The sequence below is a fragment of the Pseudomonas sp. ASL3 genome (genome assembly GCF_056680425.1).
Window position 1 is genome coordinate 4,052,382 of the sequence record NZ_CM155281.1, and the last position, 26,737, is coordinate 4,079,118.

At 58.2% G+C, this 26,737-nt stretch carries 21 protein-coding genes; 16 read left to right on the top strand and 5 right to left on the bottom strand.

What is annotated here, in order from left to right; translation table 11 throughout:
* Window positions 1–68: 68 nt before the first annotated feature.
* The gene (gene tsf / locus AC1MEE_RS18830; RefSeq protein WP_480411097.1) at window positions 69–932 is read right to left on the bottom strand and encodes a translation elongation factor Ts; all 864 of its coding nucleotides are present in this window, start codon (window positions 930–932) and stop codon (window positions 69–71) included.
* A gap of 182 nt (window positions 933–1,114) precedes the next feature.
* Window positions 1,115–1,855, bottom strand: coding sequence for a 30S ribosomal protein S2 (gene rpsB, locus AC1MEE_RS18835; RefSeq protein ID WP_480411098.1), 741 nt, complete (start codon window positions 1,853–1,855; stop codon window positions 1,115–1,117).
* Window positions 1,856–2,178: 323 nt separating this feature from the next.
* On the opposite strand from rpsB, the gene map reads away from it, so the two are divergent.
* The 11 genes from map (at window position 2,179) to AC1MEE_RS18890 (ending at window position 16,293) form a co-directional block, all read left to right on the top strand.
* Entirely contained in the window at window positions 2,179–2,961 is a 783-nt protein-coding gene (map, locus tag AC1MEE_RS18840) for a type I methionyl aminopeptidase (protein WP_480411099.1), read from the top strand.
* A gap of 61 nt (window positions 2,962–3,022) precedes the next feature.
* The gene (locus AC1MEE_RS18845) at window positions 3,023–5,722 is read left to right on the top strand and encodes a [protein-PII] uridylyltransferase (protein WP_480411100.1); all 2,700 of its coding nucleotides are present in this window, start codon (window positions 3,023–3,025) and stop codon (window positions 5,720–5,722) included.
* A gap of 81 nt (window positions 5,723–5,803) precedes the next feature.
* Entirely contained in the window at window positions 5,804–7,000 is a 1,197-nt protein-coding gene (gene dapC / locus AC1MEE_RS18850) for a succinyldiaminopimelate transaminase (protein ID WP_480416268.1), read from the top strand.
* A gap of 480 nt (window positions 7,001–7,480) precedes the next feature.
* Entirely contained in the window at window positions 7,481–8,629 is a 1,149-nt protein-coding gene (arnB, locus tag AC1MEE_RS18855; protein WP_480411101.1) for a UDP-4-amino-4-deoxy-L-arabinose aminotransferase, read from the top strand.
* Entirely contained in the window at window positions 8,626–9,642 is a 1,017-nt protein-coding gene (gene arnC / locus AC1MEE_RS18860; RefSeq protein WP_480411102.1) for an undecaprenyl-phosphate 4-deoxy-4-formamido-L-arabinose transferase, read from the top strand. The genes arnB and arnC overlap by 4 nt, the downstream gene beginning before the upstream one ends.
* Complete coding sequence (gene arnA / locus AC1MEE_RS18865; protein WP_480411103.1) at window positions 9,639–11,630, top strand: bifunctional UDP-4-amino-4-deoxy-L-arabinose formyltransferase/UDP-glucuronic acid oxidase ArnA; 1,992 nt, start codon at window positions 9,639–9,641, stop codon at window positions 11,628–11,630. The genes arnC and arnA overlap by 4 nt, the downstream gene beginning before the upstream one ends.
* Window positions 11,630–12,514 (top strand): 4-deoxy-4-formamido-L-arabinose-phosphoundecaprenol deformylase, encoded by an 885-nt coding sequence (gene arnD / locus AC1MEE_RS18870; protein WP_480411104.1) that lies wholly within the window; start codon window positions 11,630–11,632, stop codon window positions 12,512–12,514. The genes arnA and arnD overlap by 1 nt, the downstream gene beginning before the upstream one ends.
* Entirely contained in the window at window positions 12,511–14,157 is a 1,647-nt protein-coding gene (arnT, locus tag AC1MEE_RS18875; RefSeq protein ID WP_480411105.1) for a lipid IV(A) 4-amino-4-deoxy-L-arabinosyltransferase, read from the top strand. The genes arnD and arnT overlap by 4 nt, the downstream gene beginning before the upstream one ends.
* Window positions 14,154–14,498, top strand: a complete 345-nt coding sequence (gene arnE, locus AC1MEE_RS18880) for a 4-amino-4-deoxy-L-arabinose-phosphoundecaprenol flippase subunit ArnE (protein ID WP_480411106.1) — start codon at window positions 14,154–14,156, stop codon at window positions 14,496–14,498. Before arnT ends, arnE begins: the two co-directional genes overlap by 4 nt.
* On the top strand, window positions 14,495–14,908 hold the full coding sequence (gene arnF, locus AC1MEE_RS18885; protein WP_480411107.1) for a 4-amino-4-deoxy-L-arabinose-phosphoundecaprenol flippase subunit ArnF: 414 nt from the start codon (window positions 14,495–14,497) through the stop codon (window positions 14,906–14,908). Before arnE ends, arnF begins: the two co-directional genes overlap by 4 nt.
* Window positions 14,905–16,293, top strand: a complete 1,389-nt coding sequence (locus tag AC1MEE_RS18890; RefSeq protein WP_480411108.1) for a UDP-glucose dehydrogenase family protein — start codon at window positions 14,905–14,907, stop codon at window positions 16,291–16,293. Before arnF ends, AC1MEE_RS18890 begins: the two co-directional genes overlap by 4 nt.
* A gap of 52 nt (window positions 16,294–16,345) precedes the next feature.
* Here AC1MEE_RS18890 and AC1MEE_RS18895 read toward each other — a convergent pair whose 3' ends face one another.
* Both AC1MEE_RS18895 and AC1MEE_RS18900 read right to left on the bottom strand, forming a co-directional pair.
* Window positions 16,346–17,944: an ArnT family glycosyltransferase gene (locus tag AC1MEE_RS18895; protein ID WP_480411109.1), complete on the bottom strand. Its 1,599-nt coding sequence runs from the start codon at window positions 17,942–17,944 to the stop codon at window positions 16,346–16,348.
* Window positions 17,945–18,061: 117 nt separating this feature from the next.
* The gene (locus tag AC1MEE_RS18900; RefSeq protein ID WP_480416269.1) at window positions 18,062–19,519 is read right to left on the bottom strand and encodes an ArnT family glycosyltransferase; all 1,458 of its coding nucleotides are present in this window, start codon (window positions 19,517–19,519) and stop codon (window positions 18,062–18,064) included.
* 241 nt (window positions 19,520–19,760) lie between these two features.
* Here AC1MEE_RS18900 and AC1MEE_RS18905 point away from each other — a divergent pair, with 241 nt between their 5' ends.
* From AC1MEE_RS18905 to AC1MEE_RS18920, 4 genes are all read left to right on the top strand, one after another.
* On the top strand, window positions 19,761–20,132 hold the full coding sequence (locus AC1MEE_RS18905; RefSeq protein WP_480411110.1) for an ArsC family reductase: 372 nt from the start codon (window positions 19,761–19,763) through the stop codon (window positions 20,130–20,132).
* A gap of 51 nt (window positions 20,133–20,183) precedes the next feature.
* Window positions 20,184–21,218: a 2,3,4,5-tetrahydropyridine-2,6-dicarboxylate N-succinyltransferase gene (gene dapD, locus AC1MEE_RS18910; RefSeq protein ID WP_480411111.1), complete on the top strand. Its 1,035-nt coding sequence runs from the start codon at window positions 20,184–20,186 to the stop codon at window positions 21,216–21,218.
* A 75-nt stretch (window positions 21,219–21,293) separates the two neighbouring features.
* Window positions 21,294–22,499, top strand: coding sequence for an aminotransferase class V-fold PLP-dependent enzyme (locus AC1MEE_RS18915; RefSeq protein ID WP_480411112.1), 1,206 nt, complete (start codon window positions 21,294–21,296; stop codon window positions 22,497–22,499).
* A gap of 11 nt (window positions 22,500–22,510) precedes the next feature.
* Entirely contained in the window at window positions 22,511–22,924 is a 414-nt protein-coding gene (locus AC1MEE_RS18920; RefSeq protein WP_480416270.1) for a SufE family protein, read from the top strand.
* Here the strand turns inward: AC1MEE_RS18920 and tcdA are convergent.
* Entirely contained in the window at window positions 22,900–23,730 is an 831-nt protein-coding gene (gene tcdA / locus AC1MEE_RS18925; protein WP_480411113.1) for a tRNA cyclic N6-threonylcarbamoyladenosine(37) synthase TcdA, read from the bottom strand. The genes AC1MEE_RS18920 and tcdA overlap by 25 nt on opposite strands.
* Before the next feature lie 258 nt (window positions 23,731–23,988).
* Between tcdA and AC1MEE_RS18930 the strand changes: the two genes are divergently transcribed.
* Complete coding sequence (locus AC1MEE_RS18930) at window positions 23,989–26,577, top strand: glycosyltransferase (protein WP_480411114.1); 2,589 nt, start codon at window positions 23,989–23,991, stop codon at window positions 26,575–26,577.
* Window positions 26,578–26,737: the final 160 nt, after the last annotated feature.

The window sequence follows — 26,737 nt, forward strand, 5'->3', positions numbered from 1 at the left end:
ACCGATTTGACGAAGAGGCTGCGCGCGTGAGCGGGCAGCCTCTTCGTGGCGACAGTGTAAAAACTGTCTTATTGCTTGCTTGCAGCCAACTGCGCAGCCACTTCTTCTGCGAAGTTGTCGACTGGCTTCTCGATGCCTTCGCCTACCTGGAAGCGAGTGAAGGAAACGATTTCAGCGCCGCCTTTCTTGGCCAGGTCGCCGACTGTAATTTCTGGGTTCTTCACGAATGGCTGGTTAACCAGACTGGCTTCGGCGAGGAACTTGCTGATGCGACCAGCAACCATTTTTTCAACGATTTCAGCTGGCTTGCCTTTGATCTTGTCTTCGTTGAGGCTCATGAACACGCCTTTCTCGCGCTCAATGGCTTCAGCGGAAACCTGGCCAGGCAGCAGGAATTCAGGGTTGCTTGCAGCCACATGCATGGCGATATCTTTAGCCAGCTCGACATTACCGCCCTTCAGAGCGACAACAACGCCGATTTTGTTGCCGTGCAGGTAAGAACCTACGACGTCAGCTTCGATACGGGCCAGACGACGAATGTTGACGTTTTCGCCCACTTTACCGACCAGAGTCTCACGAGCCGGTTCTTGCGCAGCGATCAGCGGAGCAACATCTGTCAGTTTGTCAGCGAATGCTTTTTCCAGGCTGCTGGCGACGAAGTTCTTGAAGTCATCCTGCAGAGCCAGGAAGTCGGTCTGCGAGTTCACTTCGATGATCACGGCAGCCTTGCCGTCGTCTTTGATGCTGATCGCGCCTTCAGCAGCAATGTTGCCTGCTTTCTTGGCGGCTTTGATGGCACCGGAGGCGCGCATATCGTCGATTGCTTTTTCGATGTCGCCGTCAGCCTTGGTCAAGGCCTTCTTGCAATCCATCATGCCTTCGCCAGTGCGCTCACGCAGTTCTTTGACCAACGCTGCAGTAATCTCTGCCATTTCAAATTCCTCTTGGATAGGTCTTAAACCATTCCACCCGACCGAACGGGCGTTCAAATTCTTGAAAACCGCTGCTGGCTGCGGCACATGACTACAAGGCGGCGCCAACATGGTTTTCGAGGTGGCAAAAAGGGGGCTAAGCCCCCTTTTTGCGTACTGAGTAAACGCTAGGCGTCAGCTACTCAGCCTTCTACTACCGCTGCTGGAGCCTCTTCGACGAATACGTCGGTGCCGCCAGCAACGTTGTTGCGACCACGGATAACAGCGTCAGCCATCGAACCCATGTACAGCTGAATGGCGCGAATGGCGTCATCGTTGCCTGGGATGATGTAGTCAACGCCTTCCGGACTGCTGTTGGTATCGACTACGCCGATAACCGGGATGCCCAGCTTGTTGGCTTCGGTGATCGCGATGCGCTCGTGATCAACGTCGATAACGAACAGTGCGTCTGGCAGACCGCCCATGTCCTTGATACCACCCAGGCTACGATCCAGCTTTTCCAGATCGCGAGTACGCATCAGCGCCTCTTTCTTGGTCAGCTTGGTGAAAGTGCCGTCTTCTGCCTGGATTTCAAGCTCACGCAGACGCTTGATCGATGCACGGATGGTTTTGAAGTTGGTCAGCATGCCGCCCAACCAGCGGTGATCGACGTAAGGCGAGCCGCAACGTGCAGCTTCTTCGGCGACGATCTTGCCAGCGGAACGCTTGGTGCCGACGAACAGAATCTTGTTTTTGCCCGAAGCCAGTTTCTCAACGAAAGTCAGAGCTTCGTTGAACATAGGCAGGGTTTTTTCAAGGTTGATGATGTGAATCTTGTTACGCGCGCCGAAAATGTATTTACCCATTTTCGGGTTCCAGTAACGGGTTTGGTGACCGAAGTGGACACCGGCCTTCAGCATATCGCGCATGTTGACTTGGGACATGATAGTTCCTTGATAAGTCGGGTTAGGCCTCCACGCATCCCAATGACCAACCAACAGCTTCAAGCTGAGGGCACCCAGGTCATCGTGTCGACACGTGTGTGGGTTCAAGCTTCTGGGGCATACCCCGGAAAGCGGCGCATTTTATACCACAAACGACCAGATAACGAAACCAGAAATACGAACCGGTGCAAACGTGCTTTGCGACGACTGTTCCGGGCCCTGCAGCCCATATATGAAGACGCGATGATCACCAGGGGCCTGACGGTCTGTTAGAATCGCGTTTTTCCGTGTTTAGCCGCGCCGCGCCGCGCCGAGAGAACCTTATGACTGTCACCATCAAAACCCCCGAGGACATCGAGAAGATGCGTATCGCCGGCCGTCTGGCTGCCGACGTGCTGGAAATGATCGGTGCCTACGTCAAGCCTGGCGTGACCACCGACGAGCTGGACCGGATCTGCCATGACTTCATCGTCAACGAGCAAAAGGCAATCCCTGCCCCGCTGAACTACAAAGGCTTCCCCAAGTCGATCTGCACCTCGATCAACCATGTGGTGTGCCACGGCATTCCAAACGAGAAGCCACTCAAGGATGGCGACGTGCTGAACATCGACGTCACGGTGATCAAGGATGGCTACCACGGCGACACCAGCAAGATGTTCCATGTCGGCAAAGTGCCAGAGTGGGCTGAGCGCCTGTCGAAAATCACACAAGAGTGCATGTATAAAGGCATCGAACTGGTCCGTCCAGGTACCCGCCTTGGCGATATCGGCGAAGTGATCCAGAAACACGCAGAAAAGAACGGCTTTTCCGTGGTGCGTGAATACTGCGGTCACGGCATTGGCAAGGTCTTCCACGAAGAGCCGCAAGTGCTGCACTATGGCCGTGCCGGCACTGGCATGGAGCTCAAGGAAGGCATGACCTTCACCATTGAGCCGATGATCAACCAGGGCCGCGCTGAAACCCGCCTGCTGGGCGATGGCTGGACCGCGATCACCAAGGATCGCAAGCTGTCCGCGCAGTGGGAACACACCATTCTGGTCACCGCCGACGGGTATGAAATCTTTACCCTGCGCAGCGATGACACCATCGCGCGCACATCGGCGTAAGTTCGTCGGCAAAAGCACGTCGGTAAACATTTGGCCCGATAGATAGAAGGAAAGCTGTTCAATGCCGCAGGTGGATCCAGAATTATTCGACCGCGGCCAGTTCCAGGCCGAACTGGCGTTGAAAGCGAGCCCCATCGCCGCCTTCAAGAAAGCCATCCGTCAGGCCCGCGAAGTGCTCGACGGGCGTTTCCGCTCGGGTCGTGAAATCCGACGTCTGATCGAAGACCGTGCCTGGTTCATCGACAATATCCTGCAACAGGCCTGGGAACAGTTCGACTGGAGCGAAGAAGCCGATATCGCCCTGCTGGCGGTCGGTGGCTACGGTCGTGGCGAGCTGCATCCGTATTCGGACATCGACCTGCTGATCCTGCTGGACAGCGCCGACCATGAAGTTTTTCGCGAGCCCATCGAGCGCTTTCTGACACTGCTGTGGGACATCGGCCTTGAAGTCGGCCAGAGCGTTCGCTCAGTGGACGAGTGTGCCCAGGAAGCTCTGGCCGATCTGACCATCATCACCAACCTGATGGAAAGCCGCACCATTGCCGGCCCTGAACGCCTGCGTCAGCGCATGCTTGAGGTCACCAGCACCGACAAGATGTGGCCGAGCAAGGAGTTTTTCCTGGCCAAACGCGCTGAACAGAAGGCACGTCATCACAAGTACAACGACACCGAATACAACCTGGAGCCCAACGTCAAAGGCTCCCCCGGTGGCCTGCGCGATATCCAGACCATTCTCTGGGTCGCTCGCCGCCAGTACGGCACCTTGAATCTGCATGCCCTGGCGGGCGAAGGTTTTCTGCTGGAAAGCGAAAACAATCTGCTGGCCTCTTCCCAGGAGTTCCTGTGGAAAGTGCGCTATGCCCTGCACATGCTCGCCGGCCGCTCGGAAGATCGCCTGCTGTTCGATCATCAAAGCAGCATCGCCGGCTTGCTCGGCTACGAAGACAGCGATGCCAAACTGGCCATCGAACGCTTCATGCAGAAGTATTATCGCGTGGTGATGAGCATCGCCGAACTCAGCGACCTGATCATTCAGCACTTCGAGGAAGTCATTCTCTCGGCAGATGAAAGCGGCAATACCCAGCCGATCAACTCGCGCTTCCAGTTGCACGATGGCTACATCGAAGCCACCCGCCCCAACGTTTTCAAACGCACGCCATTCGCGATGCTGGAGATTTTCGTGCTGATGGCCCAGCACCCGGAAATCAAAGGCGTGCGCGCCGACACCATTCGCCTGCTGCGCGAACACCGACACCTGATCAACGACGACTTCCGTAACGATATTCGCAACACCAGCCTGTTTATCGAGCTGTTCAAGTGCGAGATCGGCATCCATCGCAACCTGCGACGGATGAACCGTTACGGCATTCTCGGCCTGTATCTACCCGAATTCGGCCATATCATCGGGCAAATGCAACACGACCTGTTCCACATCTATACGGTCGATGCGCACACCCTGAACCTGATCAAGCACCTGCGTAAGCTGCAATACACCCAGGCTTCAGACAAGTTTCCGCTGGCAAGCAAGCTCATGGGCAAGCTACCCAAGCCCGAGCTGATCTATCTGGCCGGTCTGTATCACGACATCGGCAAAGGCCGTGGTGGCGATCACTCGGAACTGGGCGCCATGGATGCCGAAGCCTTTGCTCAACGTCACCAACTGCCGATCTGGGACACACGCCTGATCGTCTGGCTGGTGCAGAATCACCTGGTGATGTCGACCACCGCCCAACGCAAGGATCTGTCCGACCCGCAAGTCATCCATGATTTCGCCCAATTCGTTGGCGATGAAACCCATCTGGATTACCTCTACGTGCTGACCGTGGCCGACATCAACGCCACCAATCCGACCCTCTGGAACTCCTGGCGCGCCAGCCTGTTGCGCCAGCTGTATACCGAGACCAAACGCGCCCTTCGTCGCGGCCTGGAAAACCCGGTCGATCGCGAAGAGCAGATACGTCGGACGCAAAATGCGGCCCTGGACATTCTGGTTCGCAGCGGCACCGACCCGGATGACGTCGAGCAACTCTGGTCGCAACTTGGGGATGATTATTTCCTGCGCCACACCGCCGGCGACGTGGCCTGGCACAGCGATGCGATCCTGCAGCAACCTATGGATGGCGGCCCACTGGTACTGATCAAGGAAACCACTCAGCGCGAGTTCGAAGGCGGCACGCAAATCTTCATCTACGCCCCCGACCAGCATGATTTCTTTGCCGTGACCGTAGCCGCCATGGATCAGCTCAACCTGAACATTCACGACGCCCGCGTGATCACTTCCAGCAGCCAGTTCACCCTCGACACCTACATCGTGCTCGACACCGATGGCGGCTCGATTGGCGATAACCCTCAACGGATCAAACAGATCCGCGAGGGCCTGACCGAAGCGCTACGCAACCCGGATGACTACCCGACCATCATCCAGCGCCGGGTACCGCGCCAGCTCAAGCATTTTGCCTTCGCACCCCAAGTCACCATCCTCACCGACGCACAACGTCCGGTGACCATTCTGGAGCTGAGCGCACCGGATCGCCCCGGCCTGCTGGCGCGAATCGGCAAGATCTTCCTGGAGTTCGACCTGTCGCTACAGAACGCCAAAATTGCCACCCTCGGCGAGCGGGTAGAAGACGTGTTCTTCATTACCGATGCGCATAATCAGCCACTGTCCGACCCGCAACTGTGCAGTCGGCTTCGGGATGCCATCGTCGAACAACTTAGCGTCAATTACGAACCCAACGGTGACATGCGGCTCAGCATCTGAATAACACCATGGCACAGCCGCCCTTACGATTCGACTCAACGGCGCCCTCCCGGGCGCCATGCTTATTGAGACACAATGCCCATGAATAACGCCTTGCAACAGCTCCAGCCTTACCCTTTCGAAAAGCTCCGCGCCTTGCTCGGCAGCGTGACACCCAATGCCGACAAGCGCCCCGTTGCGTTGTCCATCGGCGAGCCGAAACACCGCTCCCCCTCCTTCGTTGCCGAAGCGCTGGCCGCCAATCTCGATCAGATGGCGGTCTATCCGACGACGCTCGGCATCCCGGCCCTGCGCGAAGCCATCACCGCCTGGTGCGAGCGGCGTTTCAGCGTACCCGCCGGATGGCTCGACCCGGCGCGCAACGTGTTGCCGGTCAATGGCACTCGCGAAGCGCTGTTCGCGTTTACCCAGACCGTGGTCAACCGCAGCGACGATGGTCTGGTGATCAGCCCCAACCCGTTCTACCAAATCTACGAAGGTGCAGCCTTCCTGGCCGGCGCACAACCGCACTACCTGCCATGCCTGGCTGAAAACGGCTTCAACCCGGATTTCGATGCAGTACCGGCTGACGTCTGGAAGCGCTGCCAGATCCTGTTCCTGTGCTCGCCGGGCAACCCGACTGGCGCGCTAGTGCCGCTGGAAACTCTGAAAAAACTGATCGCGCTGGCCGATGAACATGATTTTGTGATCGCCGCCGACGAGTGCTACAGCGAGCTGTACTTCGACGAGGCGACACCGCCAGCCGGCTTGCTCAGTGCCTGTGTGGCGCTGGGTCGCAAGGATTTCAAGCGTTGCGTAGTCTTCCACAGCCTGTCCAAACGTTCGAACCTGCCAGGTTTGCGCTCCGGTTTTGTGGCCGGCGATGCCGACATCCTCAAGGCGTTCTTGCTGTATCGCACCTACCACGGCTGCGCGATGCCCGTTCAAACCCAACTGGCGAGCATTGCCGCGTGGAACGACGAAGTGCATGTCCGCGCCAACCGCACGCTGTATCGGGAGAAGTTCGACGCAGTGCTGAAGATCCTCGCCCCGGTGCTCGACGTACAACGCCCGGATGGCGGCTTTTATCTGTGGCCGAATGTCGGAACCGACGACACTGAGTTTTGCCGCGACCTGTACGTCGCCGAGCACGTGACCGTGGTGCCAGGCTCTTATCTGTCCCGAGAAGTCGACGGCTTCAACCCCGGCGCCGGACGCGTGCGCATGGCCCTGGTTGCGCCATTGGCCGAATGTGTCGAAGCAGCCGAGCGCATTCGCGACTTCATCAAGGCCCGATAAGCCACGGCTACACGCTCCATGACCCGCAACGTGTCATGGGGCGGCCTGGCCTGAAGACACAACAAAACGAATCAAATAAGAACGAGTCTCTTTTCCCTCATTGAATAACGAGGAATAACGAGCCTGTTAACCAAATCAGCACGCACATGCGGGATACCCAAGATATCGACGACAGGGCCTGCTAAATGGCAAACTGGCTCTCGAGCAGCAACTTAGCGCGTTCATGGCCGCTGCAAACCCCTTGCCTTGACCCGCCCCACCCTAAAACTATCCTGTAAACGGGCACACTCGATCACGTTGAACGTAAACGTATTTTTCACTCTTGCTGAACTATGCTTCAATATAGCCACATTTCGAGGGCCCGTTACCGATTGCGGTTAACGCAGGTCTCGTTTTTTTTCAAAAATAGACAGTTGATCACTGGGTATTGCGCACGGCATGACTCTAAAGCCGCAATGCCTTCCTGCACCAGAGGATCCCATGAACCAAAGTTTCCTTCCCTTTTCCCGTCCGAGTATTGGTGATGAGGAAATAGCCGCCGTAGAGCAGGTTCTTCGTTCTGGATGGATTACCACCGGCCCGAAAAGTCAGGAACTCGAACAACAGTTTGCCGAACGAGTGGGCTGTCGTCACGCCGTGGCGCTCTCCTCTGCCACGGGCGGCATGCATGTCACGTTGCTCGCGCTGGGAATTGGCCCGGGCGACGAGGTGATCACCCCGTCGCAGACGTGGGTATCCACCGCAAACATGATCTGCCTGCTCGGTGCAACGCCGGTCTTCGTCGATGTTGATCGCGATACGCTGATGAGTGACATCGCGGCCATAGAAGCGGCGATCACACCGCGGACCAAAGCGATCATCCCGGTGCATTACGCAGGGGCCGCCTTTGATCTGGACCCACTGTATGCGTTGGCCGAACGTCACGGCATCACCGTGATCGAAGATGCCGCCCACGCCGCCGGTACGCTTTACCGTGGCCGCCCGGTTGGTGCGAAAGGCACCGCCATTTTCTCGTTCCACGCGATCAAGAACATGACCTGCGCCGAAGGTGCGATGTTCGTCAGCGATGATGAAAATCTTGCCAACCGGGTACGGATGCTCAAGTTTCACGGGCTTGGCGTAGACGCCTACGACCGCATGACCCATGGCCGCAAACCGCAGGCGATGGTCATTGAGCCGGGCTTCAAGTACAACCTGGCCGACATCAACGCTGCGATTGCCCTGGTTCAACTTCAGCGCCTGGACGAGATCAATGCCAAACGTGAAGTCCTGGCGCAGGCCTATCTGAAGCGCCTGGCCCACTTGCCGGTACAGCCGCTGCACCTGCCCCGGTATCCTCAGCAACACGCCTGGCACCTGTTCATCGTACGTATCGACGCCGAGCAGTGCGGTATCGATCGCGAAGCCTTCATGAAAGGCCTGCAGGAACAGAATATCGGCAGCGGCATTCACTTTGTCGCCACCCACATGCACACCTATTACCGTCAACGCTTCCCGGATGTCCACTTGCCTGATACCGAGTGGAACTCCGCGCGTCTGTGCTCGATCCCGCTGTTTCCTGACATGACCCTTGACGATGTCGAGCGGGTCGCCAGCGCAATTGAAACTACTCTGGAACGAAGCCTTTGAGACCCTATCCGATTAACTGTGTGTCGATCGTTATCCCGGTCTACAACGAAGAGCAAAGCCTGCCTGAGCTGCTGCGTCGTACCGAGGCAGCCTGCGCCAAGTTGCATCATGAGTTCGAGATCGTACTGGTCGACGACGGCAGCCGCGACGACTCCGCGCAAATCCTCCAGGATGCCGCTGAACGCGAAGGCAGCTCCATAGTCGCGGTGATTCTCAATCGCAACTATGGCCAACATGCCGCAATCATGGCGGGCTTCGAGCAGTGCAAAGGCGACGTGATCATCACCCTTGACGCCGACCTGCAAAACCCGCCGGAAGAAATTCCGCGCCTGGTAGAACAGGCCGAACTCGGCTACGACGTAGTGGGCACGGTACGCAGCAACCGTCAGGACTCTGCCTGGCGTCGCTGGCCATCGCGGCTCATCAATCTGGCCGTGCAGCGCTCCACCGGCGTTGCCATGAGTGACTATGGTTGCATGCTGCGGGCTTATCGACGCACGATCGTCGACGCCATGCTCGCCTGTCGCGAGCGCAGTACATTTATCCCGATTCTGGCCAACAGCTTCGCGCGCCACACAACCGAAGTGGTCGTCCAACACGCCGAGCGTGAACACGGCGACTCGAAATACAGCCCTATGCGCCTGATCAACTTGATGTTCGATTTGATCACCTGCATGACCACCACCCCATTGCGCTTGCTGAGCATCCTAGGCTTCAGCATGGCATTCCTGGGCGTGCTGTTCGCCGTTCTGTTGATCGGCTTGCGCCTGCTATTCGGGGCAACGTGGGCCGGTCATGGCACCTTCGTGTTGTTTGCCGTGCTTTTCGTGTTCACCGGTGGCCAGTTCATTGGTATGGGGCTACTGGGCGAATACCTGGGTCGCATGTACAGCGATGTAAGGGCCCGCCCACGTTTTTTCATCGAAAAAGTGCTACGCAGCCAACCCGCGTCGTCTTCTGTTAGCCCTAACAGCTCACACCCGTCTTCATCTTCTACTCAGGTTACGTTATGAATCCGAAAGCTGTCGTCTTTGCCTACCACGATATTGGCTGCACTGGCATCGAAGCCTTGCTGAACGCAGGTTATGAAATCGCCGCCGTGTTTACCCACGCTGACGACCCGAAGGAAAACACCTTCTACGGTTCAGTTGCGCAATTGTGTGCACGCAAAGGTATCCCGGTTCACGCGCCTGAAGATGTCAACCACCCGCTGTGGATCGAGCGCATCGCCAAGCTCAGCCCGGACTACATTTTCTCGTTCTACTACCGCAACCTGCTGAACGACGACCTGCTGGCCTGTGCCGGCAAGGGCGCGTTCAACCTGCACGGCTCGCTGCTACCGAGCTACCGCGGTCGTGCACCGGCCAACTGGGTGCTGGTCAACGGCGAAACCGAAACCGGCGTCACCCTGCACCGCATGGTCAAACGCGCCGATGCCGGTGGCATTCTGGCCCAGCAGCGCGTTGCCATCGAACGTTCCGATACCGCATTGAGCCTGCACGGCAAACTGCGTGAATCCGCTGCCAACCTGCTGAGCGAAACTCTGCCTCAACTGGCCCTGGGCAAACTGAGCGAAACCGCCCAGGATGAATCCAAGGCGACTTATTTCGGTCGTCGTACCCCGGAAGATGGCAAGCTGGTCTGGAAACGCCCGGCTGAAGAGCTGTTCAACCTGGTTCGCGCCGTGACCCAGCCTTACCCGGGCGCTTTCTGCGCAGTGGGCGAGCACAAACTGATCGTCTGGACCGCTGAAGTCGCCAAGGGCAACGAAGGCCTGGCGCCAGGCCGCGTGATCAGCGTCGATCCATTGCGTATCGCCTGTGGCGAAGACTCCCTTGTGATCAACGCCGGTCAGCGTAACGAAAACGGCCTGTACCTGAGCGGCCCGCAACTGGCCAACGAACTGGGCCTGGTCGACGGCTCCGTACTGCGCGGTGCCGAGTCGGGCCGTGCCCCACGTCGCACCCGCGTGCTGATCCTCGGCGTCAACGGCTTCATCGGCAACCACCTGTCCGAGCGCCTGCTGCGCGACGACAAATATGACGTCTACGGCCTGGACATCGGTTCCGACGCCGTCGAACGCCTGCGCAGCCATCCGAACTTCCACTTCGTCGAAGGCGATATCAGCATTCACTCCGAGTGGATCGAATATCACATCAAGAAGTGCGACGTGGTCCTGCCGCTGGTGGCCATCGCCACGCCAATCGAGTACACCCGCAATCCTCTGCGCGTATTCGAACTGGACTTCGAAGAGAACCTGAAACTGGTTCGTTACTGCGTGAAGTACAACAAGCGCGTGATCTTCCCGTCGACTTCCGAAGTCTACGGCATGTGCCAGGACGCGAACTTCGATGAAGACACCTCTAACCTGGTCGTCGGTCCGATCAACAAGCAACGCTGGATCTACTCGGTTTCCAAGCAGCTGCTGGATCGCGTGATCTGGGCTTACGGCCAGAAAGGCCTGAACTTCACCCTGTTCCGTCCGTTCAACTGGATGGGCCCGCGCCTGGACCGTCTGGATTCGGCCCGTATCGGCAGCTCCCGTGCAATCACCCAGCTGATCCTGAACCTGGTGGAAGGCACGCCAATCCGTCTGTTCGACGGTGGCGAACAAAAACGCTGCTTCACCGACATTGCTGACGGCATCGAAGCCCTGGCACGCATTATCGACAACGATAACAACGCCTGTAACGGTCAAGTCATCAACATCGGCAACCCAGACAACGAAGCCAGCATCCGTCAGTTGGGCGAAGAGCTGCTGCGTCAGTTCGAAGCTCACCCGCTGCGCGCCAACTTCCCTCCGTTCGCCGGTTTCCGCGACGTTGAAAGCAAGGCGTTCTACGGCACGGGCTACCAGGATGTGTCTCACCGCAAACCAAGCATCGAGAACGCCAAGCGCCTGCTGGATTGGACACCGACGGTAGAAATGAGTGAAACCATCGGCAACACCCTGGACTTTTTCCTGCGCGAAGCCATGGCTGAAATCGCGGATAAACGCTGATGCAGGCAGGACTTCGAATCGATGTTGACACCTACCGTGGCACCCGGGAGGGGGTGCCGCGGTTACTGGAGATGCTCGATGAAGCCCAGGTAAAAGCGACGTTCTTTTTCAGCGTGGGACCGGACAACATGGGGCGCCATTTATGGCGTCTCATCCGCCCTCAGTTCTTCTGGAAAATGCTGCGTTCGAAGGCGGCCAGTCTGTACGGTTGGGATATTCTCCTGGCCGGTACCGCGTGGCCGGGGAAACCCATCGGACGCGACCTGGGTCACTTGATGCGCCAAGCCCTCGATGCCGGTCATGAAGTCGGCTTGCACGCCTGGGATCACCATGGCTGGCAAGCCAATGCCGGGCGTTGGAGCGAGGCCGAGTTGATCGAGCAGATACGTCGTGGAGTGGACTGTCTCAGCGACATCACCGGTCAGCGCGTCGAATGTTCGGCCACGGCCGGCTGGCGCGCCGATGAGCGTGTGGTGGAGGCCAAGCAGCGTTTCGGCTTCCGCTACAACAGTGATTGTCGCGGGCACAGTGTCTTTCAACCCAGACTTACGGATGGCAGCCTGGGCACGCCACAAATCCCGGTGGACTTACCCACGTTCGATGAAGTGGTCGGTCCAGACCTGAATAGCAGCGATTTCAATGCATTCATTCTCGATCGGTTCAGCCCCGAGAAATTGAATGTCTATACCATTCATGCAGAAGTAGAAGGGATTCTAATGGCTAATGACTTTCGTCAATTGCTGACCCAGGCCCGCTTGCGCAACATCCTCTTCCAACCCCTTGGCAACTTGTTGCCAGCCCAGGTCAATACCCTGCCTGAAGGGCAACTGGTACGTGGCACCCTGAGCGGCCGTGAGGGCTGGCTTGGAGTACAACGTTCATGACCGGACGCTGGACACTACCTCTCCTGCTGCTTGCCTTCTGCCTGGCTTTTCTGCTGCCACTGACCTCTCACGGCCTGTGGATTCCAGACGAAAGCCGCTATGCGCAAATCAGTCAGGAGATGCTCCTCAGCGGTAACTGGGTTTCACCTCACTTCATGGGGCTCCGTTACTTTGAAAAACCCATCGCCGGTTACTGGCTGATTGCTATTGGTCAGGCCGTATTTGGTGACAATTTATTTGGCGTGCGCGTTGCCTCGGCACTCAGCACCGGGCTTAGCGTCGTGCTGACGTACCTGATCGCACGCCGATTGTGGAACGACCCGCGCAAGAGCTTTACCTGCGCCCTGCTTTTCATGAGCTTTGGTTTGATCGCCGGGCAAGCCGGCTATGCCAATCTCGATCCGCAATTCACCCTATGGGTCAACCTGACCATGGTTGCGTTCTGGTTCGCAGTCCACAGCACGGGCCGGGAGCGCCTGGCTTACTGGACCCTGCTTGGCCTCGCATGTGGCATGGGGTTCATGACCAAAGGTTTCCTCGCCTGGGCGCTGCCCGCGCTGATCGCCCTGCCCTACATGCTCTGGCAAAAGCGCTTGCGCGAACTGTTGAAGTACGGTCCGCTGGCCGTTGTAGTAGCGATTCTGGTGTCCCTGCCCTGGATACTGGCGGTGCAAGCGCGCGAGCCGGATTTCTGGAGTTTCTTCTTCTGGCACGAGCACATCCGCCGTTTCGCCGGCGAAGATGCGCAGCACCCTCAGCCCTGGTGGTTCTATCTACCGATACTGGTCGCCGCCTGCCTTCCTTGGGCCGCGCTGCTGCCAACAACCTTCAAACAGGCGTGGCAAGCGAAAGGCCAGGCGAAAACCGGTTTCCTGCTGCTCTGGATGTTACTGCCGCTGGCCTTTTTAAGCCTGAGCAAAGGCAAGCTGCCGACCTATATCATGCCCTGCCTGTTACCGCTGGCCCTGCTCATGGGGCATGCACTGATAGACCGGGTGGAGCAGGCCAAGGTTCGGGCCATCCGTATCAATGGTCTGCTCAATCTGACGATCGGTGTGATCGGATTGCTTGCCTTGGTGTACCTGCAACTCAAACGACCCGTCTACGAAAACGAACCGCTACATTTGTGGCTGGGGGTTATCGTCCTGGTTGGCTGGATCGTTGCCAACACCTTGCAAGCGCTAAGACCCCTGGCCTTGTGGGCCACACCAGCGCTCGGCATTTGGCTGCTGATTGCAGTACTGCCGGCGGCCATGCCTAACAGCATTGTTTACAACAAAATACCCGACTCGTTCATTGCCCGGCATGCGCAGGAACTCAATCAATCCAAACACTTGCTCAGCAATGATCTGGGCGCTGCCTCCTCCCTGGCGTGGCGTGTGCAGCGACCCGACATCGTGCTCTACAACACAATCGGCGAGCTCAAGTACGGCCTGTCCTATCCTGACGCCGATGGCCGTGACGTCGACCTTCCCAGTATCGAGCAATGGATGACCCAGGCTCGGCGCGAAGGCTCGGTGGGGGTCGTCATGCGGGTGAAAAGCGCCGACGAAGTGCATGAGGTTGAGTTGCTGCCCAAGGATGGCAAGCGTTACGAGGAAGGGGATATCGTGATCCTGATCTTCGCGCAATCCCAGCCATGACTCTGTTACTCTTGCTTTCTGCCTGCATGTTGAGCTGTCTGGGCCAGGTTGCCCAGAAGTTCGCCGTGGAAAGTTGGCGAGGGCAAACCGTTGGTATTGCCCTCGCTGTGCGCTCTGCATGGTTATGGCTGGCGCTTGCCAGCCTCGGCCTTGGATTGTTGTTGTGGTTGCTGGTTCTGCAACGGCTGGAAGTAGGTATCGCGTACCCGATGCTGAGCTTGAACTTCGTGCTGATCACCTTGGTGGCGCACTACCTGTTCAAAGAATCCATTGATCGCCGCCACTGGCTGGGAGTCGCCTTGGTGATTGCAGGCGTCGTCCTGCTGGGACAGCAAACATGAACCTGCAACGCGGTATCACCTTTGCCATGGGCAGTGTGCTGCTGGTCAGCGGTGCACAACTGGGCATGCGCTGGAGCATGACACGCCTGCCCTCCCCCACGCAGTGGCTGGACGCCCTGGGCAGTGGCAGCATCGATTTGCTGGCCGTGGGCCTTGTCTCGGCCTCGATCCTTGCCTATGCCCTTTCCATGCTTTGCTGGCTTCTCGCCTTGCGAGACCTGCCATTGGGCCGCGCCTACTCGTTGCTAAGCATCAGTTACGCGTTGGTCTATCTGCTGGCCGCCAGCCTGCCGTTCTTCAACGAACATTTCAGCTTATCCAAAACAATCGGTGTGACCCTGGTTATCCTGGGCGTCATCACAATCAACTCACAACGCAATTCAGTGACACGGTCCAGGAATTCCGCATGAAAATCAGCGTATTTGGTAGTGGTTATGTAGGCCTTGTACAAGCAACCGTTCTGGCTGAAGTCGGCCACGATGTGATCTGCATGGACATTGACGAAGAGAAAGTGAAACAGCTCAAGCAGGGCCATGTCAGCATCTTCGAACCTGGCCTGGCGACCCTGGTGCGGGAAAACCTGGAAAGCGGACGCCTGCACTTCACCAGCGACGAGAAGCTGGCCATCGAACACGGCCAGGTATTGTTCATCGCGGTCGGTACACCTTCCAGCGATGACGGTTCGGCAGACCTGCGCGCGGTGTTCTCGGTCGGTGAAATGGTCGCACGCCATCGGGTCGAGCCGCTGATTCTGGTCGAGAAATCCACCGTGCCCGTCGGCACTGGTGACGCGCTGCGTCTGCATACCGAGAAGGCCCTGGCCGGTCGTCCGTTGCAGTTCGATATTGTCTCCAACCCCGAGTTCCTTAAAGAAGGTTCGGCCGTTTCCGACTGCCGCCGCCCGGATCGCATCGTGATCGGTTGCGAACGCGAAGAAGTGCGCGACGTCATGCGCGATCTCTACGCTCCGTTCAACCGCAACCACGATCGCATCATTTTCATGGACCTGCGCAGCGCCGAGCTGACCAAGTACGCCGCCAACTGCATGCTGGCGACCAAGATCAGCTTTATCAACCAGATTGCAGAACTGGCCGAGCACCTCGGTGCCGATATTGAATCCATACGTCTGGGTATCGGCGCCGACTCACGCATCGGCTATCACTTCATCTACCCTGGCGCCGGTTACGGCGGCTCGTGCTTCCCCAAAGACATGCGCGCCTTGATCCACAGCGCGCAGGAAGCTCATTGCTCGAGCGATTTGCTGGAAGCGGTGGAAGCGATCAACCAGCGCCAGAAAACCAAGCTGTTCGAACGTGTAAACGCGTTCTTCAAAGGCGACCTGCGCGGCAAGACCTTCGCAGTGTGGGGGCTGGCATTCAAACCCAACACCGATGACATGCGCGATGCGCCAAGCCGCGTGCTGATGGAAGCCCTGTGGGAAGCCGGCGCCACTGTCCGCGCCTACGACCCTGAAGCCATGCAAGAGACCCAACGCATTTACGGTAACCACCCTGGCCTGACCCTCATGGGGACGCCCGAGTCCGTATTGGGCGGCGCTGATGCCTTGATCATCTGCACCGAATGGCAGCAGTTCAAGGCTCCCGACTTCAAACTGATCCAGGAGCGTCTCAACGCGCCGGTCATCTTCGACGGACGCAACCTCTACGATACCGAGCGTATGGCACGTAAGGGTTTCCATTACTTCCCGATGGGCCGTGGCGACTCTCGTAATCTGCCGATCCCCTTCCAGCAATGGAATGGGCAAAGCGCGACCGACGATAACTCCGCAGCATGATCCAAAGATCAGAGCCTGGCTTAGCCAGGCTCTGATCCTGCGAAGCCTGGTGTCAAGGCGCGTTGGCTGGCGCTTGCGGCAGGCGCAACAGGACGTAGTCATTCTTGTCAAAACGACCGCTTAGCAGTATCGGCAACGCCGCGAGCCGAGTGCCTTGCAGGGCCTGGAAATCAGTTTCGTCCATCACCACATAGGCTGGCCCCTTCATCTCGACCAGCTCCTCCAGACGCTCGCTGAAAATCGGCCGCAGATCTTCAGGGACATTGACCATGAACTTGATCGCCTTCGCGTCCTTACCCATCCCATACAGAATCACAGGCGCTGGATCATGCTGGATAAAATCATGCGCGGCCAGGGTAAAACTACGAGTGTCATACAGCGCACGCTCCACCGGTTCGAAGACCAGGATGTAGCTCGACCACACCGCCAGCACTGCACAAAACGCCAGGCCGACAGCCCGCCATTGCGATTTGAACAACAGGGCTAGCGCAACGACCTGTAGCACCCCCAGCACAGTCAGGATTGCACCGATCGACGGTAACTGCTCCGGAAAACGGTGGCGAGCCACCAGCAACCCAGCGATCAACAAACTCGGCAGCAGCAGCCAAAGCCCAAGCATCAGACCGCGTAACCAGGCAAACAGACGCCCCTCGGCTACCTGGAAAGGATAGGCCGCGACAATCGCTGCCATCGGTATCATCGGTAGCATGTAGCGTGCTTTTTTAGCCTGCGGTATCGACAACCCGATCATCACGATCAGCCCTGCGGTAGCGCAGAACTGCACCAGCCGCAGCGCGGGGCCTCGATGCTGGCGGCCAGCCAGCAACAGCACTGCCAGCACCAAAATGGCCAGCGGGTAGGCAAACGCGTAGTTGCCTGTAGAGCTGGTGAAATAATACAGCGCGTCGCTAGAGCCCTCAGTGCCATCCATGCGCGAGGTGAACTGCATACGCACCACTTCACGCAGGAAATCCGGGCCACCACTGACATCAGCGAGCAGCAACAGAACCCCTATACAGATCGCCAGTAGTGCCAATGCCTGCAGCCCAAAAATGAACATTCGTCGCCACTGGCCATTAAGCACGTAGTAGCTACACAGCATCCCTGTCGGTACCACCAACCCAATCGGCCCGCGAATGGCAAACCCCAGCGCCAGCAAAGCCAGGACCCATCCCATGCGTCTGCGCGAGTCAAAATGATCCGCGGCATAACCCAGATAAAAGACGGCGAAAGACACCGTCGCGAGCATCTGATCCAGCGACACCGCTCGCGTTTCAGTGATGAAGGTATTGCTCAGCAGGAGCAGAGCAATGCTGAGCAAAGCCCATAGGCGAGAGTACGGAGCGACCAGACGATAGATAAGCGATACCAGGACTGCCGAAGCAATCGCGGTGGGCAGCCAGGCCGTCAGGCTGACTACCCGTCCGAAAGGCAATGAGAGCAGATAGACGAAAAACGTTGAGGTTGCGGAATAGTCCGCATACGGCTGGCCATAGGTCGTAGGAAAGAAGCCGGGTCCATGGCGCAACATTTCCTGGGCAAACAATACGAAGCGCGAGTCAAAACCGATCACCGCTTGCTGATAGCCCCCAGCGATGAACAGCAGTAGAGCCAGGACTCCCAGGCCAATAGATTGCTGGCGCACAGTCATCAAAGACACCGTTGAGGACCGGACTAAGGGTATAGATGCCAACGCGTATCTCCAAAGAAAGACAGGGCCTTTAGAAGGCCCTGACAAGATCACTCACAAAGCATGCGCTAACGCAGTTTATTGCCCGACGAAATAATAGTCGCGCTTACCGACCGCCAATTTTTCCACGACCTTCAGCGGTGCAGCCGGCTCGGTCTCGCTTTCCATGATCGCCACATTACCGGGCGACTCACTGAGAAAACGAGTCAACTGTTCCTCAGAACGCAAGGCATCGAGGCGGCTCTGGCTGTAGAACACGCTGGCGCCTGCCAACCGCTCACTCGGGTTGAACAACGCCACATGCTGTCCGCTGGCTTGTATGGCCTCGATCCGCGAGGTCAACGGCAAGAAGGACTCTTTACGGTCTGCTTGTGGCGCTATCCAGAAGGCGGCTGCCAGATAACCGCAGATCACCACACCGAGCACGCCAGACACTATTGCGCGCTGATTGCGGAACAGCTTGTCCGCGAAGGCCGAAGACTGAGCACGTTCGCGCAAACCTTGAAGCAACACGGCGCCATACTCGGTGGCAATCACTGCCGCAGCGGGCGTCAGCGACATCAGATAGACCATACGTTTACTGGAGGCAATGCTCAGCAAGAAGAACTGCGCCAGCATCCATACGCTGAAGAACAGCAAGTACCGATTGCTCGACAGCGACTTGCGGAAATGCCAGAGACCGAAATAGACCAGCAGGTTCCATGGCAGGAAGGCTTGCGGCAACTTCAACAGATAGTAATAGAACGGTTCGAAGTGACCGGCATCCTCGAACGAGCCACTGAAACGGCCGACACTGTTGGCCCAAAGCACCTCACCCACCGCCTGCAGGCCGCCTTGCTGATACAGCAGGCCCAACCACACCATCAGCGGTATCAAACCGAGCAGTGTAAAAAGAGCGGGACGCGACCAGTTCGAGAAACTGAAACGTTTTTCGATCAAGCTCTCGCAAATCAGATAAACAAAAATCACCACACCCGGCATCGCCAGCCCGAGTACCCCCTTGCTGAGGGTGGAGATCATAATGCCTGACGCGAACAGCAACCAGGCACCAATGGCCAGGCGTCGATGCTCGGCCTGCTGGCGACTGGCATGGAAAAACGCCAGCAGTGCCAGGGTCACCCCCAAGGCGAGCAACGTATCTTCGCCCACCTGTCGGGCATTGCTCAAAAAGCTGGCCGTGGTGGCCATCAGGATTGCGGCGAGCCAGGCAATTGTTACTGGCCGCCCGAGCTTGCGCAGCATGCCGAAAAGCGCCATCAGACTGAACAGACCGGCGAATGCTGACGCCAGTCGCACAGCCAGCGGCGTCGCCCCGAACAGTCCAATGGCTCCGGCATCGAGCCACAGACTCAGAGGCGGTTTCTCCAGAAATGGCTGTCCATTCAGCTTGGGCGTTATCCAGTCGTTATCGAGATGCATCTCCATCGCGATCCCGGCAATACGAGGCTCAGCCGAACCTTGTAACTGGTGATTGCCCAAAGCGAAGAAAAACAACAGACAACCCAGGACAAACAAACTAAGAGTGGGTAGAGGAATACGCATCAAGTCACCAAAGGGGAAGGATAGGTCCCAAAAAAAGCGGAGTCGTGTGCCAAAATCGAGATACCTGCGAGTGGGTAACTCGCCGATCCGAAACGATGGGAGAGATTACCCGATCGGATATTGAAATTTCGTTAAGAGCGCCAACGGATCCCGAAAGAGACAGCCGAAGCGCCAAATAGATGGACGTGGCATAATCACTCGCTGAATTTTTTGGACAGAGTGGGGAGTTTCGGGGATGGAAAATTCCTCCAGCAAAAACAAGGGCTTGCGTCTGTACGGGATCAAAGCCTGTGACACCATGAAAAAAGCTCGCACCTGGCTCGATGAAAAAGCCGTGCGCTACGATTTTCATGATTACAAAACGGTCGGCATCGACCGCGAGCATCTGACTCAATGGTGCGATGAACATGGCTGGCAGATCGTTTTAAACCGGGCAGGGACTACCTTCCGCAAACTCGATGACGGACAAAAAGCCGATCTCGATCAAGCCAAGGCAATAGAACTGATGCTCGCGCAACCTTCGATGATCAAACGCCCGGTGCTTGATCTCGGTGATAGAACCTTGATTGGCTTCAAGCCCGATCTTTACGCGGTGGCCTTCAAGTAAGCCTGAGCGCTGCTTGAACCCCTTTAACCAGAATTCGTAAGAGGTATTTACATGTCTACTACCCTATTCAGCCTGGCGTTTGGTATCGGCACTCAAAACCGTCAAGGTGCATGGCTGGAAGTGTTCTACGCACAGCCCTTGATCAACCCGTCCGCCGAACTGGTCGCAGCCATCGCGCCGACACTGGGTTACACCAGCGGCAACCAGGCCATCGCTTTCAACACCACTCAGGCTTCACAACTGGCGGATGCCCTGAAAACCATCGACGCCGGTCAAGCTGCTTTGCTGACCCGACTGGCCGAAAGCCACAAGCCGTTGGTCGCCACCTTGCTCGCCGAAGACACCGCGCTGACCTCTACGCCTGAGGCCTACCTGAAACTGCACCTGTTGTCCCACCGCCTGGCCAAGCCACACGGTCTGAGCCTGGCCGGCATCTTCCCGCTGCTACCCAACGTCGCCTGGACCAGCCAAGGCGCTGTGGACCTGAGCGAACTGGCTGAGCGTCAGCTGGAATCGCGCCTCAAGGGCGAATTGCTGGAAGTGTTCTCGGTCGACAAGTTCCCGAAAATGACCGACTACGTTGTGCCGAGCGGCGTGCGTATCGCTGACACCGCGCGCGTACGTCTGGGCGCCTACATCGGCGAAGGCACCACCGTAATGCACGAAGGTTTCGTCAACTTCAATGGTGGCACCGAAGGCCCGGGCATGATCGAAGGTCGCGTGTCGGCTGGCGTGTTCGTTGGCAAGGGTTCGGACCTGGGCGGCGGTTGCTCGACCATGGGCACCCTGTCGGGCGGCGGCAACATCGTGATCAAGGTCGGCGAAGGCTGCCTGATCGGCGCCAACTCGGGCATCGGTTTCCCATTGGGTGATCGCAATACCGTGGAAGCCGGCCTGTACGTGACCGCCGGGACCAAGGTCGCGCTGCTCGACGAGAAGAACGAACTGGTGAAAGTGGTCAAGGCCCGTGAGCTGGCAGGTCAGCCAGACTTGCTGTTCCGTCGCAACTCGCAAACCGGCGCTGTGGAATGCAAATCCCACAAGTCGGCCATCGAGTTGAACGAAGCGCTGCACGCTCACAACTGATTGATGCAGCGTCCGGGTTCGATGGTGCGCTAGTCGCGTCGAACCCGGTCACCCGTTCAACCGAGCCCGAATACCATGCTTCTGCCCTCCCCCTGGCGCGCTGATTTTCCAGCCATCGCCGTACTTCAACGGCAAGGCCAGACCTATCTGGACAACGCCGCGACAACACAAAAACCCCAGGCACTGCTCGACGCGCTAAGTCATTACTACGTCAACGGCGCGGCCAATGTGCATCGGGCGCAGCATCTACCGGGCGCCAATGCCACTCAGGCGTTCGAAAACAGCCGCAGCAAGATTGCCCAATGGCTGAATGCGGGCGAATCCGCTCAGATCGTCTTCACCCACGGCGCGACCTCGGCGCTGAACCTGTTGGCCTATGGGCTGGAGCATGAGTTTTCAGCCGGTGACGAAATCGTCATCAGTGCGCTGGAGCACCACGCCAATCTGTTGCCCTGGCAGCAACTTGCACAACGCCGCAATCTGAAGTTGGTGATCCTGCCATTCAATGCCAGTGGCTTGATCGACCTGGATGCCGCCGCCGAGCTGATCGGCCCACGCACCCGCTTGCTGGCAGTCAGCCAGCTATCTAATGTGCTGGGCGCCTGGCAGCCGCTGCCTGCGTTGCTGAACATGGCCAGGGCCCACGGTGCACTGACAGTGGTGGATGGTGCCCAGGGGGTGGTCCATGGTCGGCATGACGTGCAGGCTCTGGGCTGCGACTTCTATGTGTTCTCCAGCCATAAACTGTACGGCCCCGACGGCCTGGGTGTGCTGTATGGCCGCAACGAAGCGCTGACGCGGCTGCATCATTGGCAGTTTGGTGGCGAGATGGTGCTGACGACCGATTATCACAACGCCAAATTTCGCCCCGCGCCCTTGGGCTTCGAAGCCGGCACACCACCGATTGCCAGTGTGATCGGCCTGGGCGCGACCCTCGATTATCTGGCGGGTCTCGACCACGCGGCTGTGTTTGGGCATGAAACGGCATTGCATCGGCTGTTGCTGGGCGGCTTGAAGGCCCGTGAAGGCGTGCGCGTACTGGGTGATCCGCAGTTGGCGCTGGTCAGCTTCGTGGTCGAAGGCGTGCATAACGCCGATCTGGCGCACTTGCTGACCGAACAGGGCATCGCCGTCCGCGCCGGGCATCATTGCGCCATGCCGCTGCTCAAAAGCCTCGGCCTACCGGGCGCGATCCGGGTTTCCCTGGCGCTGTACAACGACTCCGACGATCTCGAGCGCTTTTTCAGCGCCCTGGATCAGGCATTGGAGCTGTTGCGATGAGTAGCGCTGCGATGAACGTGCCTGACGATGCGCAAACTGCGCTGGAAACCTTCAACCAGTCCCACAGCTGGGAACAGCGCGCACGCCTGCTAATGCAGTGGGGCGAACGTCTGCCAACGTTGGGTGAAGACGAAAAAACCGAAGAGCATCGGGTGCATGGCTGTGAAAGCCAGGTCTGGCTGCTCGGCAGCGTGACGGACGGTCACTGGCAATTTCGCGCGGCCAGTGACGCGCGTTTGATTCGTGGGCTGGTGGCGTTGCTGTTGGCACGGGTCAACGGTTTGTCGGCTGAAGACTTGCAGCAGGTTGATCTGCCGGACTGGTTCAATCAGTTGGGCCTGAGCCGACACCTCTCGCCGTCACGCAGCAACGGCTTGAACGCGGTGCTGCAACGGATGCGTCAGCTGGCCTCAGGCAACGCCTGAGCAGGCTTGAGCCGATCCGACGGGCGTCTCACGCCAGCGACAATCTTGTCCACCGCTTTGGTCGCCGCAACCATACCGAAGGTAGCGGTCACCATCATTACCGCGCCGAATCCACCTGCACAGTCGAGCTTGACCCCGTCGCCGACGAAGCTTTTCTGCAGGCAAATGCTACCGTCCGGCTTGGGATAGCGCAGTTGTTCGGTAGAGAATACGCACGGCACGCTGTAATGGCGGGTCACCGTGCGCGAGAAACCGTAGTCGCGGCGCAGGGTCGAGCGCACCTTGGAGGCCAGCGGATCGTTGAAGGTGCGGTTGAGGTCGCAGACCTGGATCAACGTCGGATCGATCTGCCCGCCGGCACCACCGGTAGTGATGATCTGGATTTTGCGCCGCTTGCACCAGGCGATCAGTGCAGCCTTGGCGTTAACGCTGTCGATGCAGTCGAGCACGCAGTCGATATCAGGCGTGATGTACTCGGCCATGGTCTCGCGAGTGACGAAATCAGCCACCGCATGCACCGTGCAATCCGGGTTGATGGCGCGCAGGCGCTCGGCCATCACGTCGACTTTGGCCCTACCGATGGTGCCATCCAGCGCATGCAACTGGCGGTTGCTGTTGCTGACGCAGACGTCATCCAGATCGAACAGGGAAATTTCACCGACGCCACAGCGGGCAATCGCTTCCGCCGCCCACGAGCCGACACCGCCGATGCCAACGATCGCCACATGCGCCGCGCGCAACCGTTCCAGGCCCTCGATGCCATACAAACGGGCGACGCCAGCAAACCGCGGATCTTCTGTGCTCATGACCATTACCCCAAAAACCGGCGCGCATTATAGGCCGCTGTGGGGTTTGGAGCATCTTTATCCTGATGAGCCGTTATTCGCAGGCAACCCGGTGCTTAAATTCGACCACAGGACATCTTGTTACAGAACTTAGTTGCATCGTTGTTGACCAATAGCCAATCGGCTGGCTGTACAGCCATACAAAGGCCAGAGTAGGATGCGCGCCGACCGGCGCTCGTCGGCTATCCCCCGTTCCACCCTTTGGAACCAGAAACATTTATGTCATCGCGTAAATTTGGACTCAACCTGGTGGTCGTTGTGGCGATTGCCGCACTATTCACCGGCTTCTGGGCGCTGATCAATCGCCCGGTTACGGCACCCGACTGGCCCGAGCAGATCTCCGGCTTCTCTTACTCACCTTTCCGCCAGGGACAAAGCCCACAGGAAGGTATCTATCCGTCCGACGATGAAATGCGTCAGGACCTGGAGTTGATCAGTAAGCAGACCGACAGCATTCGTACCTACTCTGTCGACGGCTCTCTGGAGAACATCCCGAAGCTGGCCGAAGAGTTCGGCCTGCGAGTGACCCTGGGTATCTGGATCAGCCCCGACCAGGAGCGCAATGAGCGGGAGATTACCCGCGCCATCGAGCTTGCCAATACGTCGCGCAGCGTGGTTCGCGTGGTAGTGGGCAACGAAGCGCTGTTCCGTCGTGAAATCACCGTCAAGCAACTGAGCGTGCTGCTGGACCGAGTGCGCGCTGCCGTGAAAGTACCGGTGACCACCTCCGAGCAATGGCACATCTGGGAAAAATACCCTGAACTGGCCAAGCACGTTGACCTGGTCGCTGCGCACATTCTGCCTTACTGGGAATTCATTCCAGTCGACAAGGCCGGTCAGTTCGTACTCGATCGCGCCCGCGAACTGAAGAGAATGTTCCCGAAAAAACCGCTGCTGCTGTCCGAAGTGGGCTGGCCGAGCAACGGTCGCATGCGTGGTGGTGCTGATGCGACTCCGGCGGATCAGGCCATTTACCTGCGTACGCTGGTCAACAAACTTAACCGTCAGGGTTTCAACTACTTCGTGATCGAGGCCTTCGATCAGCCGTGGAAAGCTAGCGATGAAGGCTCGGTGGGCGCCTATTGGGGCGTGTACAACGCCGATCGCCAACAGAAATTCAATTTCGAAGGACCGGTCGTCGCGATTCCACAGTGGCGAGTGCTGGCCGTCGGTTCGGGGGTGTTGGCATTGCTGTCGCTTGCACTGCTGCTGATCGACGGTTCGGCGCTACGACAGCGCGGCCGCACCTTCCTGACCTTTACCGCATTCCTGTGCGGCTCGGTGCTGGTCTGGATCGGTTACGACTACAGTCAGCAATACAGCACTTGGTTCAGTCTGACCGTGGGCTTCTTGCTGGCACTCGGTGCAATGGGCGTGTTCATCGTGCTGATGGCCGAGGCGCATGAACTGGCCGAAGCAGTCTGGACCCACAAGCGCCGTCGTCAATTCCTGCCGGTGGAAACCGACGACGCCTATCGACCGAAAGTCTCGGTGCACGTGCCCTGCTACAACGAGCCGCCAGAGATGGTCAAACAGACCCTCAACGCACTGGCTGCTCTCGATTACCCGGACTTCGAAGTCCTGCTCATCGACAACAACACCAAGGACCCGGCAGTCTGGGAACCGGTCAAGGCGCATTGCGAAATGCTTGGCCCGCGCTTCAAGTTCTTCCACGTCGCGCCGTTGGCCGGTTTCAAGGGTGGCGCACTGAACTACCTGATTCCGCACACCGCGCCAGACGCCGAAGTGATTGCCGTGATCGACTCGGACTACTGTGTCGATCGCAATTGGCTCAAGCACATGGTTCCGCACTTCGCCGATCCGAAAATCGCTGTGGTGCAGTCACCGCAGGATTACCGCGATCAGAACGAAAGCACCTTCAAGAAGCTCTGCTACTCGGAATACAAAGGTTTCTTCCATATCGGCATGGTTACCCGCAACGACCGTGACGCGATCATCCAGCACGGCACCATGACCATGACCCGTCGTTCTGTGCTTGAGGAGCTGGGCTGGGCCGACTGGTGCATCTGTGAAGACGCCGAATTGGGTCTGCGCGTGTTCGAAAAAGGCCTTTCCGCTGCGTATGCCCATAACAGCTACGGCAAGGGTCTGATGCCGGACACCTTCATCGACTTCAAGAAACAGCGTTTCCGCTGGGCCTATGGCGCGATCCAGATCATCAAACGCCACACCTCGAGCCTGTTGCGTGGCAAGGACACTAAACTGACCCGTGGTCAGCGTTATCACTTCCTCGCGGGCTGGCTGCCGTGGGTCGCCGATGGCATGAATATCTTCTTCACCCTCGGTGCCCTGCTCTGGTCGGGGGCGATGATCATCGTGCCGCAACGCGTCGATCCGCCGCTGTTGATCTTCGCTATCCCGCCTTTGGCGCTGTTCGTGTTCAAGGTCGGCAAGATCATCTTCCTGTACCGCCGTGCGGTGGGGGTCAACCTCAAGGATGCGTTTGCCGCTGCGCTGGCCGGGCTGGCGTTGTCGCATACCATTGCCAAAGCAGTGTTGTACGGTTTCTTCACCAGCAGCATTCCGTTCTTCCGCACGCCGAAGAATGCCGCCAGCCACGGTTTGCTGGTGGCCATTTCGGAAGCCCGGGAAGAGATGTTCATCATGCTGCTGCTATGGGGTGCGGCGTTGGGCATCTGCCTGGTACAGGGCCTGCCAAGTGCGGACATGCGCTTCTGGGTGACCATGCTGCTCGTGCAATCGCTGCCGTATCTGGCGGCGTTGATCATGGCCTTCCTGTCGTCGCTGCCCAAACCAGCGCCCATAGAAGAACCCGCGGCCGCTTGATCTATTGCTGCATAACGTTAAACGGCGGCCTTCGGGTCGCCGTTTTGCTTTAAGCTATGCGCCTTTTCCGCACCTGAAAAATCTGTACGCGCTGGCTCCGCCGGAAGGTCCTTTGGACCTTATCGCAGGCAAGCCAGCTCCTACAGGTATGTACGCGCCA

What these genes read in the sequence shown, in the direction of transcription:
- arnT (WP_480411105.1), top strand. Translation starts at nt 12,511, where the DNA reads ATGACCGGACGCTGGACACTACCTCTCCTGCTGCTTGCCTTCTGCCTG.
- arnD (WP_480411104.1), top strand. Translation starts at nt 11,630, where the DNA reads ATGCAGGCAGGACTTCGAATCGATGTTGACACCTACCGTGGCACCCGG.
- arnA (WP_480411103.1), top strand. Translation starts at nt 9,639, where the DNA reads ATGAATCCGAAAGCTGTCGTCTTTGCCTACCACGATATTGGCTGCACT.
- tsf (WP_480411097.1), bottom strand. Translation starts at nt 932, where the DNA reads ATGGCAGAGATTACTGCAGCGTTGGTCAAAGAACTGCGTGAGCGCACT.
- dapD (WP_480411111.1), top strand. Translation starts at nt 20,184, where the DNA reads ATGTCTACTACCCTATTCAGCCTGGCGTTTGGTATCGGCACTCAAAAC.
- arnF (WP_480411107.1), top strand. Translation starts at nt 14,495, where the DNA reads ATGAACCTGCAACGCGGTATCACCTTTGCCATGGGCAGTGTGCTGCTG.
- AC1MEE_RS18915 (WP_480411112.1), top strand. Translation starts at nt 21,294, where the DNA reads ATGCTTCTGCCCTCCCCCTGGCGCGCTGATTTTCCAGCCATCGCCGTA.
- arnE (WP_480411106.1), top strand. Translation starts at nt 14,154, where the DNA reads ATGACTCTGTTACTCTTGCTTTCTGCCTGCATGTTGAGCTGTCTGGGC.
- AC1MEE_RS18845 (WP_480411100.1), top strand. Translation starts at nt 3,023, where the DNA reads ATGCCGCAGGTGGATCCAGAATTATTCGACCGCGGCCAGTTCCAGGCC.
- rpsB (WP_480411098.1), bottom strand. Translation starts at nt 1,855, where the DNA reads ATGTCCCAAGTCAACATGCGCGATATGCTGAAGGCCGGTGTCCACTTC.
- AC1MEE_RS18890 (WP_480411108.1), top strand. Translation starts at nt 14,905, where the DNA reads ATGAAAATCAGCGTATTTGGTAGTGGTTATGTAGGCCTTGTACAAGCA.
- AC1MEE_RS18920 (WP_480416270.1), top strand. Translation starts at nt 22,511, where the DNA reads ATGAACGTGCCTGACGATGCGCAAACTGCGCTGGAAACCTTCAACCAG.
- tcdA (WP_480411113.1), bottom strand. Translation starts at nt 23,730, where the DNA reads ATGAGCACAGAAGATCCGCGGTTTGCTGGCGTCGCCCGTTTGTATGGC.
- AC1MEE_RS18930 (WP_480411114.1), top strand. Translation starts at nt 23,989, where the DNA reads ATGTCATCGCGTAAATTTGGACTCAACCTGGTGGTCGTTGTGGCGATT.
- dapC (WP_480416268.1), top strand. Translation starts at nt 5,804, where the DNA reads ATGAATAACGCCTTGCAACAGCTCCAGCCTTACCCTTTCGAAAAGCTC.
- AC1MEE_RS18905 (WP_480411110.1), top strand. Translation starts at nt 19,761, where the DNA reads ATGGAAAATTCCTCCAGCAAAAACAAGGGCTTGCGTCTGTACGGGATC.
- AC1MEE_RS18895 (WP_480411109.1), bottom strand. Translation starts at nt 17,944, where the DNA reads ATGACTGTGCGCCAGCAATCTATTGGCCTGGGAGTCCTGGCTCTACTG.
- arnB (WP_480411101.1), top strand. Translation starts at nt 7,481, where the DNA reads ATGAACCAAAGTTTCCTTCCCTTTTCCCGTCCGAGTATTGGTGATGAG.
- map (WP_480411099.1), top strand. Translation starts at nt 2,179, where the DNA reads ATGACTGTCACCATCAAAACCCCCGAGGACATCGAGAAGATGCGTATC.